The organism is Dehalococcoidia bacterium (assembly GCA_025054935.1).
Taxonomy (GTDB): Bacteria; Chloroflexota; Dehalococcoidia; order SpSt-223; family SpSt-223; genus JANWZD01.
Genome location: JANWZD010000013.1, coordinates 12703 through 28725 on the forward strand (window position 1 = coordinate 12703; position 16023 = coordinate 28725).

14 protein-coding genes are annotated in these 16023 nt (G+C 66.6%); 4 read left to right on the forward strand and 10 right to left on the reverse strand.

Annotation, left to right across the window (positions count from 1 at the left end; translation table 11 throughout):
- The first annotated feature begins 9 nt into the window (after nucleotides 1-9).
- Nucleotides 10-1251 carry a DUF1501 domain-containing protein gene (locus NZ773_13115; GenBank protein MCS6802862.1) on the forward strand — a complete coding sequence of 414 codons (1242 nt, stop codon included), beginning with the start codon at nucleotides 10-12 and terminating at the stop codon, nucleotides 1249-1251.
- A gap of 6 nt (nucleotides 1252-1257) precedes the next feature.
- On the opposite strand, the gene phoU is transcribed toward NZ773_13115, so the two are convergent.
- From phoU to NZ773_13140, 5 genes are all read right to left on the reverse strand, one after another.
- Entirely contained in the window at nucleotides 1258-1929 is a 672-nt protein-coding gene (gene phoU / locus NZ773_13120; protein ID MCS6802863.1) for a phosphate signaling complex protein PhoU, read from the reverse strand.
- An 80-nt stretch (nucleotides 1930-2009) separates the two neighbouring features.
- On the reverse strand, nucleotides 2010-2783 hold the full coding sequence (gene pstB / locus NZ773_13125; protein ID MCS6802864.1) for a phosphate ABC transporter ATP-binding protein PstB: 774 nt from the start codon (nucleotides 2781-2783) through the stop codon (nucleotides 2010-2012).
- 92 nt (nucleotides 2784-2875) lie between these two features.
- A complete protein-coding gene (pstA, locus tag NZ773_13130; GenBank protein ID MCS6802865.1) occupies nucleotides 2876-3769 on the reverse strand; it encodes a phosphate ABC transporter permease PstA in 894 nt (297 codons plus the stop codon).
- Nucleotides 3769-4728: a phosphate ABC transporter permease subunit PstC gene (gene pstC, locus NZ773_13135; GenBank protein MCS6802866.1), complete on the reverse strand. Its 960-nt coding sequence runs from the start codon at nucleotides 4726-4728 to the stop codon at nucleotides 3769-3771. The genes pstA and pstC overlap by 1 nt, the downstream gene beginning before the upstream one ends.
- An 87-nt stretch (nucleotides 4729-4815) precedes the next feature.
- On the reverse strand, nucleotides 4816-5943 hold the full coding sequence (locus NZ773_13140; GenBank protein MCS6802867.1) for a PstS family phosphate ABC transporter substrate-binding protein: 1128 nt from the start codon (nucleotides 5941-5943) through the stop codon (nucleotides 4816-4818).
- Between the two features lie 188 nt (nucleotides 5944-6131).
- Between NZ773_13140 and NZ773_13145 the strand changes: the two genes are divergently transcribed.
- Nucleotides 6132-6899, forward strand: coding sequence for an SDR family oxidoreductase (locus NZ773_13145; protein MCS6802868.1), 768 nt, complete (start codon nucleotides 6132-6134; stop codon nucleotides 6897-6899).
- A gap of 503 nt (nucleotides 6900-7402) precedes the next feature.
- Here NZ773_13145 and NZ773_13150 read toward each other — a convergent pair.
- Genes NZ773_13150 through NZ773_13165 form a run of 4 tightly spaced genes read right to left on the reverse strand, consistent with a single transcriptional unit; the run spans nucleotide 7403 to nucleotide 11316 of the window.
- The gene (locus tag NZ773_13150; protein MCS6802869.1) at nucleotides 7403-8302 is read right to left on the reverse strand and encodes a pseudouridine-5'-phosphate glycosidase; all 900 of its coding nucleotides are present in this window, start codon (nucleotides 8300-8302) and stop codon (nucleotides 7403-7405) included.
- On the reverse strand, nucleotides 8299-9468 hold the full coding sequence (locus NZ773_13155; GenBank protein MCS6802870.1) for an aminotransferase class V-fold PLP-dependent enzyme: 1170 nt from the start codon (nucleotides 9466-9468) through the stop codon (nucleotides 8299-8301). The genes NZ773_13150 and NZ773_13155 overlap by 4 nt, the downstream gene beginning before the upstream one ends.
- A 34-nt stretch (nucleotides 9469-9502) precedes the next feature.
- A complete protein-coding gene (locus tag NZ773_13160) occupies nucleotides 9503-10381 on the reverse strand; it encodes a lysophospholipid acyltransferase family protein (protein ID MCS6802871.1) in 879 nt (292 codons plus the stop codon).
- A 5-nt stretch (nucleotides 10382-10386) separates the two neighbouring features.
- Nucleotides 10387-11316, reverse strand: coding sequence for an amidohydrolase (locus NZ773_13165; protein ID MCS6802872.1), 930 nt, complete (start codon nucleotides 11314-11316; stop codon nucleotides 10387-10389).
- A gap of 145 nt (nucleotides 11317-11461) precedes the next feature.
- Between NZ773_13165 and NZ773_13170 the strand changes: the two genes are divergently transcribed.
- Both NZ773_13170 and NZ773_13175 read left to right on the forward strand, forming a co-directional pair.
- A complete protein-coding gene (locus NZ773_13170) occupies nucleotides 11462-14578 on the forward strand; it encodes an ATP-binding cassette domain-containing protein (protein ID MCS6802873.1) in 3117 nt (1038 codons plus the stop codon).
- Between the two features lie 91 nt (nucleotides 14579-14669).
- Complete coding sequence (locus tag NZ773_13175; protein ID MCS6802874.1) at nucleotides 14670-14810, forward strand: hypothetical protein; 141 nt, start codon at nucleotides 14670-14672, stop codon at nucleotides 14808-14810.
- Here NZ773_13175 and NZ773_13180 read toward each other — a convergent pair.
- Nucleotides 14807-15985: a M20/M25/M40 family metallo-hydrolase gene (locus NZ773_13180; protein MCS6802875.1), complete on the reverse strand. Its 1179-nt coding sequence runs from the start codon at nucleotides 15983-15985 to the stop codon at nucleotides 14807-14809. The two genes, NZ773_13175 and NZ773_13180, sit on opposite strands and share 4 nt — an antisense overlap.
- Nucleotides 15986-16023 lie beyond the last annotated feature (38 nt).

The window sequence follows — 16023 nt, forward strand, 5'->3', positions numbered from 1 at the left end:
AGCAGCACAATGGCGTATACCCGCCGCGATTTCTTGAAGATGGGCGCGCTCTTCGTCTCGATCGGGGCGACGGCGCCGGCGTTCATCACGCGCACCGTTGAGGCCGCCAGCAGCTCCGTGCCGCGCATCCTCGTCGTCGTGCAGCTTTCTGGCGGCAATGACGGCCTGAACACGGTCGTTCCGTATACCGACCCGAAGTATCGGGAGCTGCGGCCCACAATCGCCCTGCCCCAAGACGAAGTCCTGCCGCTTGACGATCGGCTGGCGTTCCACGGCGCGATGACGCGGCTCTACGAACGCTACGCTCGCGGCGAGGTCGCCGTTATCGAAGGGGTCGGCTATCCGAACCCAAACCGCTCTCATTTCCGCTCGATGGAGATCTGGCACACGGCGATCCCGGAGAAGATTGAGCGGTCCGGCTGGATCGGCCGCTACCTCGACGCAAATTGCTGCGGGACGGCGCCGGTGACCGGGGTCGAGGTGTCGAACGCCGCGATCAATATCGGCAGCACGCTGCCGCTGTCGTTCTGGACAACCCATGTCCTGGTGCCGGCGATCGGCACGGTCAGCGCCTTCCAGTTCCAGACCGACGGCGAATATCCCGACGACCGGCAGAATCAGTTGAGCGCGATCCGCGAGATCTATGCGCGCGCGTCCAGCCCGCGCGAGTATGACGAGTTCGTCCGAACCGTCGGGCGAGGAGCGCTCGAAACCAGCGAACGGATCCAGCAGCTCGCCCGGACCTACACGCCGCAGGCCGCGTATCCGAACGATCAGTTTGCGCAGAACCTGAAGCTGATCGCGCAGCTGATGCAGGCTGACCTCGGCACGCGCATTTACTACGTCGCGCTGGGAGGGTTCGACACCCATTCGCGCCAAGCGCGCACGCATGCGGCGCTGCTGAAGACGTTCAGCGACGGCATCGACGCATTCCTGACCGACTTGGAAGCGCAAGGGAAGGCAGATGAGGTGCTGATCCTCTCCTTCTCAGAGTTCGGCCGGCGAGTGCGGCAGAACGGCAGCGACGGCACCGACCACGGCACCGCCGCCCCAATGTTCGCGATCGGCCACAAAGTGCGCGGCGGCATTCATGGCGCTGCGCCGGACCTCGCCAACCTCGTCGATGGCGACTTGAAGTACGAAATTGACTTCCGCTCGGTCTACTCGACGGTGCTCGAAAGCTGGCTTCAGGCGAAGCCGGAGCAGGTGCTCGGCCGCCGCTACGACCCGGTACCGTTTCTTGCGCGCTAGGAACGGTCAGTATTTCGAGACGTTGATCTCTTCCATTCGCCCGGTGACGGTGTAGACAACGCGTTCGCAGATATTGGTCACGCGGTCGGCGATCCGCTCCAAGTTGTGCGCTGCCCAGAGCAGATAGGTCGCGACCGTGATGACGCGCGGGTTCTCGATCATGATCGTCAGCAGCTCGCGGTAGACCTGATCGTACAGGCCGTCGATGAGGTCATCTTCTTGGGCGATGGCCTTTGCCGTCTCGGCGTCGCGGTTGACAAAGGCGTCGAGAGAACGCCGGAGCATGCTCCGCGCCAAGTCGCTCATGCGGGGGATGTCGATGAGCGGCTTCGGAAGGGGCTTGTCTCCGATCATGAGGCTGATCTTGGCAATCCCCTCGGCATGGTCCGCCATCCGCTCGAGGTCGGTGATGATGCTGGCAATGGCATAGATCAAGCGTAGGTCAGAGGCGGTCGGCTGCTGGGTGGCAATCAGCAGGATCGAATGCTGCTCAATCTCCCAGCGCTTGCGGTCGATCAGCGAGTCTTCGTCAATGACCTGGGCGCTCGCCTCAAGGTCGCGTCGCTTCAGCGCATCGACCGCCGCCGCGATTGCGGTATCGACCATGCTGCCCAGAACGAGCATCTCATCCTGCAGCTCACGGAGCTGCTGCTCGAAATGCGTTCGGATTCCTGCCATGCCTCCTCCTTCTGGCTGCCTCCCTGTCAAGCGCCGGGCAGAACTGCGCCCGCAGCCGACCGCGCTGACAGCGGGAGCCGCTAGCCGAACCGCCCCGTAATGTAGTCTTCCGTGCGCTTCGACTTCGGATTGGTGAATACCTCAGACGTCGGCCCGTACTCGACGAGCATGCCAGTCGTCACATCGTCGCTCAGCATAAACGCGACGTTATCAGAGACCCGTGCCGCCTGCTGCATGTTGTGCGTGACGATGAGGATGGTGTACTGCTTGGCGAGGTCGCGCATCAGTTCCTCGATCCGGAGCGTGGAGATAGGGTCGAGGGCTGAGCACGGTTCATCCATCAGGATGACCTCTGGCGCCACCGCGATCGCGCGGGCGATACACAGCCGCTGCTGTTGGCCGCCGGAGAGCGCCAGGCCGTTCTTGTTCAAATCGTCTTTGACTTCGTCCCAGAGCGCCGCGCGGCGCAGGCATTCCTCGACCAGCTGGTCATAATCGCCCTTGTAGCCGTTGATCTTGGCGCCGAAGAGAATGTTTTCGCGGATGGAGCGGGGGAAGGGATTGGGCTTTTGAAAGACCATCCCAATCCGGCGGCGCACCTCGACCGGGTCGACCCCCTTGGCGTAAATATCCTGGCCGTCGATCAGCACCTTCCCCTCTGTGCGCACGCCTTTGATCAGGTCGTTCATCCGGTTGATCGCGCGGAGAAGCGTGCTCTTCCCGCAGCCGGATGGACCGATCAACGCGGTGATCTGGTTCCGCGGGAAGTCGATAGTGACATTAGTGAGTGCTTGCTTCTTGCCGTACCAGAGGCTGAAGTTCTGCACCGAGATTACGGTGTCAGCCTGGGGCATCGAGTGATAGTAGGTGGAGGGAACCTCTGTTCGCAGGTTCCCGCTCGTCAGTCGGGTGGCCGCATCTTGAACGGTCATCGCCATCACCTCGGCTAGAACTGGGTGCGGAAGCGCCAGCGCAGGAAGATCGCCAGCGAGTTGAGCACCAGCAGCACCGTGAGCAGCACGATGATGCCGGCGGCGGCGACGTCATGGAACGCTTCCTGCGGTCGTGAGGTCCAGTTGAAGATCTGGATCGGGAGGACGGTGAAGAGGTCAAGCGGGCTGTTCGGGGTGAACGGGACGAACGTCAGGGCGCCAATCGCGATCAGCGGGGCTGACTCGCCGATCGCGCGGGCGGCGGCGAGGATATTACCGGTCATGATCCCCGACAGGGCGTAGGGCAGCACATGATGGCGGATCGTCTGCCACTTCGTCGCGCCGAGCGCGAGCGAGGCGTCGCGAATGCTGGGCGGGACCGCGCGCAGCGCTTCACGCGAGGCGACGATGATGATAGGGAGGATAACCAGCGCCATCGTCAAAGCACCGGCCAGAACGCTGCGGTTCAGCCCCATCGCCCGGACGAACAGCTGCAGGCCGAGAAGACCGTAAATGATGGAGGGAACGCTCGCGAGGTTGGAGATATTGATCTCGACAAGGCGGGCGAACCAGCTGTCGCCCGCATACTCCTCCAGATAGATCGCGGCCGCGACGCCGAGCGGGAGTGCAGCGATAATGGTGAAGCCCATCATATAGACGGTGCCGGCAAGCGCCGCCAAGATCCCTGCTCGCTGGGGGAAGCGCGAGTCGAAGCTCGTGAGGAAGTCCCACGTCAGATAGGGGAGCCCTCGCGAGAAGACGTCGAAGAGCAGGAGCAGGAGCATAAAGAGGCCGAACGAGATGCTGAGGAAGCCGAGGCCGATGAAGAACCAGCCGATCGCCTTTCGCCGCGGCAGATCGACCGAGAACTCTTTGACCGTTTCCGCCGGGAGCTGTCCTACTACCATTAGTCGTACTCCTCACGGAAGCGTCGGACGAACCAGAAGCTCGCCATGTTCATGAAGAAGGTCAGGACGAACAGGGTGGCGCCGACCGCGAACAGGGTGAAGTACTCGAGCGATCCGTAGGGGGTGTCGCCGAGGCTCACTTGAACAATATATGCAGTCATGGTGGCGACAGGCACGAAGGGGTTGAAGGTAAAGGTCGGGTTCTGCCCTGCTGCGATCGCCACGATCATCGTCTCACCCACCGCGCGCGAGAGCGCGAGGATGCACGACGCGACAATCCCCGAGAGGGCGGCCGGCACGACCACCCGCCACGCGACTTCGAAGCGGGTCGCGCCGAGGCCGTAAGCGCCTTCACGCAAGGCGTTGGGCACCGCCGAGAGCGCATCCTCGCTAAGTGACGATACCAGCGGGATGATCATGATGCCCATCACGAAGCCGGCGCTGAGGGCGTTGAACGTGCTGACCTCAATCCCGAAGGCGTTGAGAAACCAGTCCTGAATGAGAGGCGTGATGAAGGTCAAGGCGAAGTAGCCGTAGACGACCGTCGGGATGCCGGCCAGCACCTCAAGGGTCGGCTTGAGCACGTCGCGCACCTGGGGCGGAGCGAACTCGCTGAGGAAGATCGCGATGATGAGCCCTAAGGGGAGGGAGAGAGCGAGGGCGATCAGCGACGTGAGCACGGTAGCGGAGACCAGCGCCCAGATGCCGAACCGTTTGTCCGCAAAGAGCGGGGTCCAGACGGTGTCAAGGAAGAAGGCGGTGAGAGGAACGCGTCGAAAGAATTCGATGGCGTCGAAGGCGAGCGCGAAGACGATGCCGAACGTCACAAGAATGGCAACACCGGCGGCTGAGGCCAAGATCGTGCGCACGCTGCCTTCGGTAAGGCGGCGCTGCGCCGTGCCGGCGAGGCTTGCCCGCGGCGGGTACCATTCGCGTCCAAGGACCCCAGTACTCTGCATTGCTCACCCCACTTGGCTTGACGGAGAAAGGCGGAGGAAGTATGCGACTTCCTCCGCCTTTGGCGGAAGTCCCTTTCCCTCGCGATCTCAGCGGAGATAGCGGTCGAGCGTTGCGCCCACTTCTTGCCCGTTCGGGAAGAGCGTGCCCGTCACCTGGTTCTGGAAGCGGCGCTGGATCGCAGCGTAAACGTTGTCCTCAAGCGGGACGTAGCCGATCTCCTTCGTCGGAATGAGCGGCGTGAACGACTTGCTGAGGTAGAAGTTGACGAAGCCCTGGACCTCGGGGCGCGCGGCGTCCTGCTTGCGCACGTAGATGAAGATCGGGCGCGAGAGCGGCTGATACGTCCCGTTCTTGATCGTCTGCTCCGACGGCTCAACGCAGTTGCCGTCCCCCTTCGCATCGATCGCCACCAGCTTCAACTTCCCGGGGTTCTCGACGTAGTAGGCATATCCGAAGAAGCCGAGCGCATCCGGGTCGTTCGCCACGCCTTGGACGAGCACGTTGTCATCTTCGCTGGCTTGATAGTCGCCTCGCGATGCCTTCGCGCGACCGACGATCGCTTCGGTGAAGTAGTCGAACGTGCCCGAGTCCGCGCCGGCACCGAACAGCTTCAGCGGCCGATCCGGGAAGGTGGGGCGAATCTGGTTCCAGCGGGTGATCCGGCCCTGCGCTTCCGGCTCCCACATGCGCTTCAGCTCGGCCACTGTCAGACACTTGACGAAGTCGTTGCGCGGGCTGACCACGACCGAGAGCCCGTCGAACGCCACCGGCAACTCGATAAACTCGATCCCTGCCTTTTCGCAGGCTTCGCGCTCCGACACCGAGATCGGCCGCGAAGCGTTCGAGATCGCGGTCTCGCCGGCGCAGAACCGCTTAAACCCGCCGCCTGTGCCGGAGATGCCGACGGTGATGCGGACGTTCGGAGCGTACTTCCGGAACTCTTCTGCCGCCGCCGCCGTAATCGGGAACACCGTGCTCGAGCCGTCGATAACGATGTCGCCGCGCAGACGGGAGAGCTCTGCTGCGTTCGCCGGCGGCTGAACGGTGACCCGCTGGCCGCCCGGTTGCTGCTGTTGCCCGCCACCCGTCTGGCCTTGAACGGAAGGGGCGCCGCCGCCAGTCTGCGCTTGGGGCTGACAGGCACTCAACACGAGCGTGGCGGCCAGCAAGCCAACCACGCCGCGGCCGCGCCATCCTGATAACGATGAGACCACTGCTTTCCTCCTGTTTCTGCGTCCATTTGACCTGCTGGAACCGTAGCCGACGCAAGTAAACACGACTGAATTTCTTCGTTAACGGAAGGTAAACACGGCGTTCTGTACGAAGTTCTTACACTCCACAACGGCACATTGCGCCTTGGGCGGCCAAGAAATAGAAAACACCTCGAATACGGAGTATCAGCATGGATCTTCAGCTGGCTGGAAAAATCGCCCTCGTCACCGGGGCCAGCCGCGGCATCGGCAAGGCGATTGCGCTCGGCCTCGCTGCAGAAGGCGCGCACGTCGCGCTCGTCGCCCGGGGCGGCGACGCGCTGCGGCAGGCGGCGGCAGAGGGCGCGCGCTGGGGTGTTCGGACTCTGCCCATCGAAGGAGACGTCACGGTCCCGGCGGACCTCGAGCGGATCGTCTCGCGAACGGCGAGCGAGCTTGGCGGGATCGACGTGGTTGTCGCCTGCGCCGGCGGCGCGCGCCACCTCCCCGCGATCGAAGCGACCGACGCCGACTGGCAGGATGGCATTGCGCGCAATCTCCTTCATGTCGCACGCCTCGCCCGCCTTGTCTATCCGTATCTTCGTCGAGGACCAGGACGGATGATCGTCATCGCTTCTATCTGGGGACGCGAGGCGGGCGGGTCAGTCATTTACAACGCGGTCAAAGCCGCCGAGATCAGCCTCGCCGCGATGCTCGCGCGGGAATGGGCGAAAGACGGGATCGGCGTCGTCGCCCTCTGTCCGGGCTCGATCATCTTTCCCGGCGGCAGCTGGGAGCGGCGCCAGCGCGACGATCCGGAAGGCATTGCAGCTTTCCTCCGCCAAGAAATCCCGATGGGGCGCTTCGGTACGCCTGAAGAGGTGGCCGACGTCGCAGTCTTCTTGGCGTCGCCCCGCGCGCGTTGGGTAACCGCGACAACCGTGGTCGTCGACGGCGGCCAGAGCCGCTCCCTCCACTGATCGCGGGCAGCGCCCTGCCACTCGTGTTTCGGGAAGCCGGGCGCGACGAGGAGCGCGCTTCGCGGCAGTGCCGCGCCCCGAGAGGAGGGGCTGCCGGTTTACGAGCGGCGAGGACGAGCGCTGCTCGCCCCTCTTCGCAGCGGCGCGATGCTCTGAGCGGCAGGTTCGAGCGCGGATGTGCTCACCCCTTGGGGGACGCTCTGCCTCGTTCGAGCGTTGGTACGCGCTGCTGCAACGTTCACGCCACTTCGATGGCCGTTTCCAAGCGGAGCTCGTCCATTTCCTCACCCAGCGAGACCGCCGTCTCCGCCGGCAGCAGCGAGCGCCGTCTCGTCGCTCATGCCGGCAGAAGTGGGCGACGCTTCGGAGCGCGGCGCGATTGGCCGGTGAAGCAGAGCGGGAGCGCACGTTCCCGCTCGCTCATAGTTCCAGTGCCTGCTGCGGCGAGCGCGTGACTGCGCCGGTGGGAGCGCTGCCGTCGCGAGCCGACGCCGCGCCCTGCATCACCCCGCCTGCTCAGCAACTGCGCGCGCGACTTCAGCGGCGAGGGCGGCATTGCGCTCGAGGAGGGCGACATTCACGGCGGTTAGCCGTCCGCCCGACCGGCGGCCGATGGCGTCAAGCAGCGCGGGGGTGCGGGCACTGCCGCGTATCCCGGCGAGCTCGTCTTCGGCAGCCGCGATGATCGCGCGCACCTCCTCCAGCGGGCAGGAGATAGGCGGGGGCACCGCGAGCAGCACCGCGCTCGACAGCCCAAGGGCGCGCGCGGCACGGAACAGCCGTGCCGCTTCGGCGGGCGAGTTCACCCGCCGCTGCACTGGCAGCCCCGAGGAGCGAGTGTAAAACGCCGGCAGTTCGTCTACGCCGAGCCCCGCGACAAGAACCCCACTCGTCTCCAGCCGTTCGACCGTCGCTTCAAGGTCGAGGATCGATTTCGCGCCGGAGCAGACAACGATCGCACTCGTCGTTGCAAGAGCGGCGAGGTCTTCCGACACGTCAATGCCGCCGGGGTGGACGCCGCCGATGCCGCCAGTGGCGAAGACGGTAATGCCTGTCAGTGTGCAAACGTGCAGCGCCGCGCTCACCGTTGTGCCGCCCGTTTCACCGAAGGCCGCCGCCGCCGGCAGATCGCGCCGCGCGATTTTGAGGACACCGCGGCCGCCGGCAAGCCGCTCGAGGTCTGCGGCGTCGAGGCCGACCCGGATCACCCCCTCGATCACGCCGATGAACGCCGGAACAGCGCCGCCAGCGCGGACGGCGGCCTCCATCCGTGCCGCCGCCTCAAGGTTGACCGGCCGCGGCAGGCCGTGGGCGATGACGCTCGTTTCTAGGGCGACGACCGGCTGGCGCGCCTCGAGCGCAGCGCGCACGTCCGGCAGCACGGCGAGCGGGGCGGCGGTCATGCCAGCGCCACGATCTCGGCAACGAGGGCGTCGAGGTCCTCTTCAGTGTTGAAGTAGTGGCAGCTGGCACGGATCGCTGCCGGGTAGTCGACCGCGCGAACGACAATCCGGCGCCGCTCCCAGAGCATGTCGACGACCTCGCGCGGTCGGCGGTCGCCCACGCGGAAAGAGACGAGCCCCGAGGCAGTCTCTTGGCGCGTCGGACTGACAAGGGCGACGCCGGGGATCGCCGCAAGCTTCGCGGCGAGAAGCTGGCCCAAGCGCCGAGTTCGCGCTTCGATGGCTGCGGGGCCGATCTCCCGGTAGAGCGCCATCGCCTCGAGGAATCCCTGGAAAAGCGCCCCGTTGACGGTGGTGAGCTGAAACTTCTCCGGCGTGTCCCGCTTCGGCGTGTAGGCGCCCTCGTAGTCGAAATGTTCGGCCGCATGGATTGAGACGGCGGTCGGCTGGAGCGCCGGCAGCCGCTCGCGACGGACGAAGAGCGCCCCCGCGCCCTCCGGACCGAGCAGCCATTTATGGCCCGTGAAAGCGTAGTAGTCTGCTCCGCTGGCAGCGAGCTGGAGGACGATCTGTCCCGCGGTTTGGGCGCCATCGGCGAGCACCTGCGCCCCTCGCGCATGCGCCATCGCGCAGATCGCCTCGAGCGGCAGCCGCAGCCCTGTGCTGTAGGAGATGTGGCTGACAACAAGGAGGCGCGTCGTCGCCGTCATCGCTGCTTCGAACTTGGCGACGATAGTCTCAGGACTGTCGTTGACATCGAGCCGGGCAAACCGAACGTCAACGCCCTTCCGCTCGCGCAGGTGATACAGGGGGACGAGGACCGAGTGGTGCTCAAAGTTGTAGGTGACGACATTGTCGCCGGGCGACCACGGCAGCCCGTTCAGAACGAGGTTAATCCCTTCGGTGGTGTTGGCGGTCGTGACGATCTCGTCGGGCTGAGCGCCGAAGGTCGCTGCAACCCCATCCCGGACCTCATCATGCAGCCGCCAGAAGCGCTCAAGCACCTGGGGCGCCGTCGGCCCCTCGTCGTTCTCCCAGCGGAGCCGCTCGATCACACGGTCGATCACCCGCTGCGGCGACGGCCCGGACCACCCCGAGTTGAGGTAGAGCGTTTTGCGCAGCGTCGGGATCTGCTCCCGAAGCGCGAGCACGTCATCGATGACCATGAAGCCTCCTGCTGCCTTGGGCGATTGTAGGCAATCAGTCGTCAAGCGGGTCGGCCCAGACGTTGTGGAACATCACCCACTGGTCGGGAGCAGCGCGGAGCTGCCGCTCGAGGAAGCCGGCAATCCGCTCGGTCGTGGCGCGCGTCCGTTCGTGCAGGGTTCCCCCCTCGGCGGCCGGGAGCGGCGGCTCGATCGTCAGGCGAAAGCGGGTGAGACCGACGCGAATGCAGGTGAGCGGCACGAGCGGCGCGCCATAGCGCAGCGCCACGATCGCGGGTCCGGCAGGGAGCCGCATCCGATGCCCGAAGAGCGGCACCTCGATGCCCGTTCCGCTGATATCCCAATCGATGGCGATGCCGAGGGCGGCATTCTGCCTGAGCGCGGTGCCGGCGCGCTTCACGGCATCTGGCCCAAGGGGGATCAGCTGCCCCCCGAACCGCTCGCGCAGGGCTGCGACCAGCGCGAAGAGCTCGGGCGGCTGGAGCGGCTCGACAAGGGCGGCGCCCGGCAGGCCGAGAGCGGTGAGGGCCAGCCCGGCCATGTCGACCGAGCCGACATGCCCCGAGATCACGACTGCGCCGCGCGCTCCTGCCAGCGCGCGCTGCAGGTGCTCGAGACCGCGCATCTCTACCCTAGCGAGGAGCTCGGCCCGGCTGAGCCGCCGCGAGCGGAAGAGGTCGAGGTAGTTGAGCGTCTGGACGCGCACAGCCCGCCGCGCGAGCTGCCGCACCGATGGGTCGGCCGGAGACCGGCCGACGACGCGGGCGATGTTGCGGCGGTGAGCCCGGTTCTGCGGCGTGTTGCGCGCGGCGAGCAGGTCGGCAAAGGGCAGTGCCAGCGCCACAAGGACGGAGCGCGGCAGCCGCGGGGCGAGGGCGGTGCCGAGCCGGAAGGCGAGCAGGGCGGCGGTCACCGCGCTCAGGCGGGTCGGCCGGTGAGGGCTTCTGGCGCAGAGTAGTCTGCCTCGGCGGTGGTGGCGACAGGAGCGATCGCTGGCGGCTCAAGGCCATACAACTCGGCGCCGTTGCGCCACCAAATGCGCTCGCGTTCGTCCTCACGTAGCCCGATGCGCTCGAAGAGGGCGACGAACCGATCGACATGCGCTTGGATCTCATCCGCCGCGCAGTCAGACCCCCAAAGCAGTTTTTCAACGCCGATCTCGTAGCCGATCAGCCGGCGCTCTTCGGCGTGACGCTCAATGGTCTCGCCGCCGGACAAGTCGAAAAAGACATTCGGCCGCCATCGCGCCACCGATGCTGCGGCATCGTAGTTGCCCGTGCCGCCGAGGTGAGCGCCGATCAGCTTCAGCTTGGGGAAGTTATTGGCGAGCGTATCGAGATGGAACGGGTGCATCCGGATTGCGCTGGTGTCGCGCGCGCCGATCCGCTGCTGCCAGCGCGCGAGCCGTTCGGCGGCAGCCCGATCGCGGCGCGGGTGGGTCCGCTGGAAATCGACGGGCCCCCCGATGACGCCGAGATGAAAGAGGATCGGCATCTCCAGCTCTTCGGCCGCCTCGTAAAGCCGAAAGTAGTCGTAGCTGTCATACGGCTTTTTGACGCCGATCATTTTCAGCCCGCGATAGCCAAGCGCATGCAGTTCGCGCACCATCCGGCCGGAGGTCTCCTCCGGGTCGACGACCGCCACGGGGATTGCGAACCCGGCGTGCCGCTCCAAGCAGCGGAGCGCGCGCTCATAGGACGGCCCGAAGCGGCCTCCAGAGAGGACGCAGACAGCGGCGATCCCTGCCGCCCGCGCTTTCTCGAGCGTTTCATCGAGCAGCGGCTGCGGGTCGGCGTCGGGGTGCTCCCAGTCGCGAGGAAAATGCAAGTGCACATCGAAGATCTTCACGGACCGCTCCTCCGGAGATGCCGTTGGAACCAAAACTGTAGCCGATTGCTCCCAATTCCAGCGCACCTCCTGCGCGGATGACCGGTATACTCAAGGATTGCCGCTGCCGGCAGTGAAGCGCGCAGACTTGCCGGAAGGAGCGTCCATGCAGGACGCGTGGCTCGACCCGTATAGGGAGCTGTACCCCTCCTTGCCGACGCGCTGGGTCGCCTATTCAACTGAACAGTTCCTCTTTCGGTATCCCGCCTCCGCGCCGCTCGACCTGAAAGTCCGAGAGAGTGCTAAGGAGATCGAGCACCTGGTCGGCGTGCTCACGGAGACGCTGCAGTTGCGGCGCCTGCCGGCCGAGCCGCTGGAAGTGGTGCTGACCGCCTCCGAGGAAGACGAACCGCCCGCGGAAAGCGCGACCGGCGCTCGCTGCCTTCAGGTTGTCTGCCGCGCCGACACCCCGGTGGTCGATATTGCGCGGGCGGTTGTGCAGCGGCTGCTGGTCGAGGCGTGGGGCGCCAACGCTGCCAGAGCCGACCTCGTCGTCGACGGTCTGCTCGGCATCGCCAGCGAACTGGCTCGCACTGGAAGCCTCGCCAAGCTGAACGCCTCCCTCCACGCTGAGCGCGAGCGAGGAGTGAGGGTCGGCCTTGCCGAGCTGTTCGCCGGCGTGGCGGTGCTGCCGCGTCCGCACTATGCGCGCCTCGCAACTTCGTTTCTCGGCTATCTTGTCACGGCCTACGGCCCCGCGCGCGTGGCCGACCTCGCCCGGGCGTTCGACCGCGCAAGCCCCGGGCGCAGCTTCGAAATCGCCTTCGGCAAGCCTCCGGCAGCGCTCGAGCAGGAATGGCTCGCTTCGTTGCGCGCGAGCCGCTTGCGTGTCCTCGGCAGCGACGGGATGCTCGCGCGGCTGCTGCCGCTTGTCCGCGCTCATGCCGGGCTCGTCGCCGTCCTCCTCCTCGCGGTGCTGCTCGGCGTGGTCTACAGCCTGAGCGAGCCGTTTCTTATCAAGGCCCTCGTCGAGGAGGTGGCGCTCGCCCGCTCAGCCGACCCTGCGCCGAGAAGCGGCGGGGGCGTGGCAGTGGTTCTCCTGCTCCTGACCGTCGCCGCGGCTATTCAGGGAGTTGGCCGGCTCCTCACGGCGCGCACTGGCGCCCTCTTGGGCGCTGCGGTCGCCGGCGACCTTCGGCTGCGGCTGTTCGAGCGGATCCAGGCGATGGCGCTCGACCCCTTCGACCGCTCGCGCGCGGCAGAAGCGCTCACGCGCCTGAGCACCGAGGTCGACTTTGTTGAGACGGTGCTCCGTCGGTCGGTGCCCGTCCTGATCTCGGCGCTGCTGACCCTCGTCCTCGCCCTCCTCCTGATCGCGGTCTTCATCAACTGGCGAGTAAGCCTCATCGCCGCGCTCGTTGTCGCCGGGCTGGCGCTGCTGGCGCGCCGGTTCGGCCGCCTGGTCACCGCCGCCAATGCGCGGCGTGCGGAGGCCAAGACGGCGCTGACCGCTGTTCTCGACGAGAGCATCCTCACGGCTGTCGTGGCGACGGTATTCGGTCTCAACGCGCAACGGCGTCAGACGATGCGGCGCGCTCTCGAGACGGTCGCCGCTTCCGCTAGGCAGGTCGCGCTCGTAACCGGGGCGCAACGCGCGGTCGGCATGCTTGCTCTCGTCGTGCTGTACCTCGCCGCCCTAGGAGGAGGAGCGCTGGCGCTGAGCGGGGCGCTCACGGAAGGGCTGGCGATCATCGCCCTCGTTTTGCTGTTCCGGCCGATGGCGCAGGCGCTAGGACAGCTCGCCACGGTGTCTGACCCGCTTCAGCGGGTGACTGGCGCTCTGGCGCAGATTGGCGACGTGCTCAACCAGCCGGTGGAGAGAGGGGAAGAGGAAGGGGCGCACCCGCTGCCGCTGCTCGAGCGGGAGATCCGCTTTGACAACGTCTCCTTCTCCTATCTTGCGGGGCAGCCCGTGCTCGACCGGATCGATCTCGTCATCCCCGCCGGCACCACCTTTGCGATCGTTGGTCTCAGCGGGGCGGGCAAGTCGACTATCGTCCGTCTCCTGAGCCGCCTCGTCGACCCGACGATCGGCAGCGTGCGGTTCGATGACTACGACCTCCGCATGGTCAGCCGCGCCTCGCTCTATGCGCAGATGGGGATTGTCTTCCAGCAGCCGGTGCTCTTCGACCGGTCGATTAGGGAGAACATCCAAGTGGGCAAGCCGGACGCCAGCGACGCAGAGATCGAAGCGGCACTGCGCGCGGTCGACCTATTCGACCTCGTCTCTTCGCTGCCTCAGGGGATCGAGACGCGCATCGGCGCCGGCGGGGTCCATCTCTCGCTCGGGCAGCGCCAGCGGCTGGCGTTGGCGCGAGCCCTTGTCCGCCAGCCGCGGCTGCTCGTGCTCGACGAGGCGACGGCAGCGCTCGACCCCGAGGCTGAGGCGGCGCTGTTCGAGTTGCTTCGCAAGACGGCGGACGGCCGAACGGTTGTCTTCCTGACCCAGCGGGTTGCCACTGCCCGTCATGCCGACCAGATCGCGGTGCTCAGTCGCGGGCGGATTGTCCAGCAGGGGACCCACGACGAACTGGTCGCGGAAGAGGGGCTGTATCGCCGGCTGTGGCAGGCGCAAAGCGAAACCCTCGCCGAAGGGCGGGTCGCCGACCCGGCGCTCATCGCTGCTCGGCTCAAGGCGATCCCCCTCTTCCGCGACTTCGACGAAGCCGGACTGGCGGCGCTCGCCGCGCGGCTGGCGACCGAGGAATTGAACGCGAACGAGATCGTCTTCGCGCAGGGAGATCCTGCCGACAAGCTGTATCTCATCCTCTCTGGCCAAGTCGAGGTGACGACGGTTGGGCCGGCCGGCGAGGAGCGGCTGTTCGCCGTGCTGAACGAAGGAGACCACTTCGGCGAAATGGCGCTCCGCCGCGAATCGCCGCGCACCACCACGGCCCGAACGCGCACGCCGACCGTCCTGCTTTCGCTCGACCGGCGCCAAATTTTGAAGAGCATCGCCGACGTTCTCGCGATCCCTGATGCGCACCGTTCGCTGATCCGGTGGCTGCTCCGGCGCGAGTCCGCGAGCCTCGCCGAAATCGTGCAGCAGCTGAATGTCGGCATCGACGAGGCGCTCCGGACGGTCGAAAGCCTCATCCAGCGCGGTTTTCTCACCGAGGTCGAGGTCGACGGGCAGGTGCGCTACCGCGCCCGACTGGCTCCCCGTCGCGGCCGCCATCTGCCGGCCGGCATCTGGCGCGCCCTCGACCGTGAAGAGAACTAAGGGGGACGTGCAGCGCGCCGCAGTTCTTGTTTTCCCGCTCTTGGGGTGGCAAGGTCCGGCCGCAGTTCAACGCTCGAGGAACGGAGAACGCATGGCAAGGCAGGCGCTCTCCCGCGCCGAGCGGCCGCTCGTGCTTCCCGGTGTGCTCGGCGGGGTAGTGATTATCCTGCTCGGCACTCGGCTGGGCAGAATAGGGGGCGGCGGCGCTCAGCCGGCGCCCGCCGCAGCTTAGCTTTCGCTGAGGTAGGAAAGCGCAGCGCAGGCGTACACCTGAGCAGCGCGCGGGATCTGGTCGACGGCGATCCACTCATCGACCGTATGCGCCTGCTGGATGTGGCCGGGCCCGAAGATCACCGACGGGATCCCCGCGTTGAGCGCCACCAAGGCGGAGCATCCCCCGGGAAAGCCGGCGCGCGCCGCCTGACCGAGCACCCGGGCGGCCGCTCCTTCGACAGCCTGCAGCAGCGGGTCATCCAGCGCAATTTGAGCGGCTCGCCAGGGCGCAACGCGCGGCGCCCACTCGACGATCAGGTCGGGGTCGGCAGCTCGAAGCCGGTCGAGCATTGCCTCGAGCGCGGGGCGCAGCCGTTCTGGCGGAAGACCGGGATTGAGCCGGATATCAACCCGGAGATCGCAGCGGTCCGGCACGGAGGCGCTCACCATGCCTCCGCCGGCGATCTGCTCGCAGTTCACGGGCGACCGGCCCCAGGCCGGCTCTTCCTCCGCGAACTCCGGAAGGGCGTAGAGCGCCTCGATGACGCGAGCCATCTTCTGAATGGCATTGATGCCGTGGTGGGCCATGCCGCTATGGGTGGCCACGCCGTAGGTAGTGATGGTGAGCGGCATTCCTCCCCGCGCCCCGATATGCACCTCGAGGTTGGTGGGCTCGGCGCAGATCATGGCGTCGCAGGCGCCCGGCCCGGCGAGCAGCTGGGGGAAGGTCCAGCCGCCGCCTTCTTCTCCGACCTCGAAGCCGACGAGCAGCGTGCCGCGCCGAAGCGCCCCCGTGTCGCGCACAGCGCGAGCGGCAACGAGGATGGCCGCGACACCGCTCTTCATGTCGCAGGCGCCGCGTCCCCACAGCCGGCCATCGCGGATCGCGGCGCCGGTCGGGTCGATCGTCATCCCGTCGAACGGCTTGGTGTCGAGGTGGCCGTTCAGGAGGAGCCGCGGTCCCGGCGCCGCGCCTTCGAGACGGCCGATGACGTTCACGCGCCCGGGCGCGATTTCCTGAAGGTCAGTCGCGATGCCGTGGGCGGTCAGCCAGGCGGCGACGGTCTCCGAAATGGCAGCGCCTTCGCGTCCGGTGACGCTCGGAATGCGGATCAGCTGCTGGGCGAGCGCAATCGTCTCCGCTGGATCGATCGCGGCGAGCGCCTGGTCGATCGCGCGCGCGAGTTCCGTCACGCCGGACCTCCGTGATGAACTGGCGCAGTGTATCATGG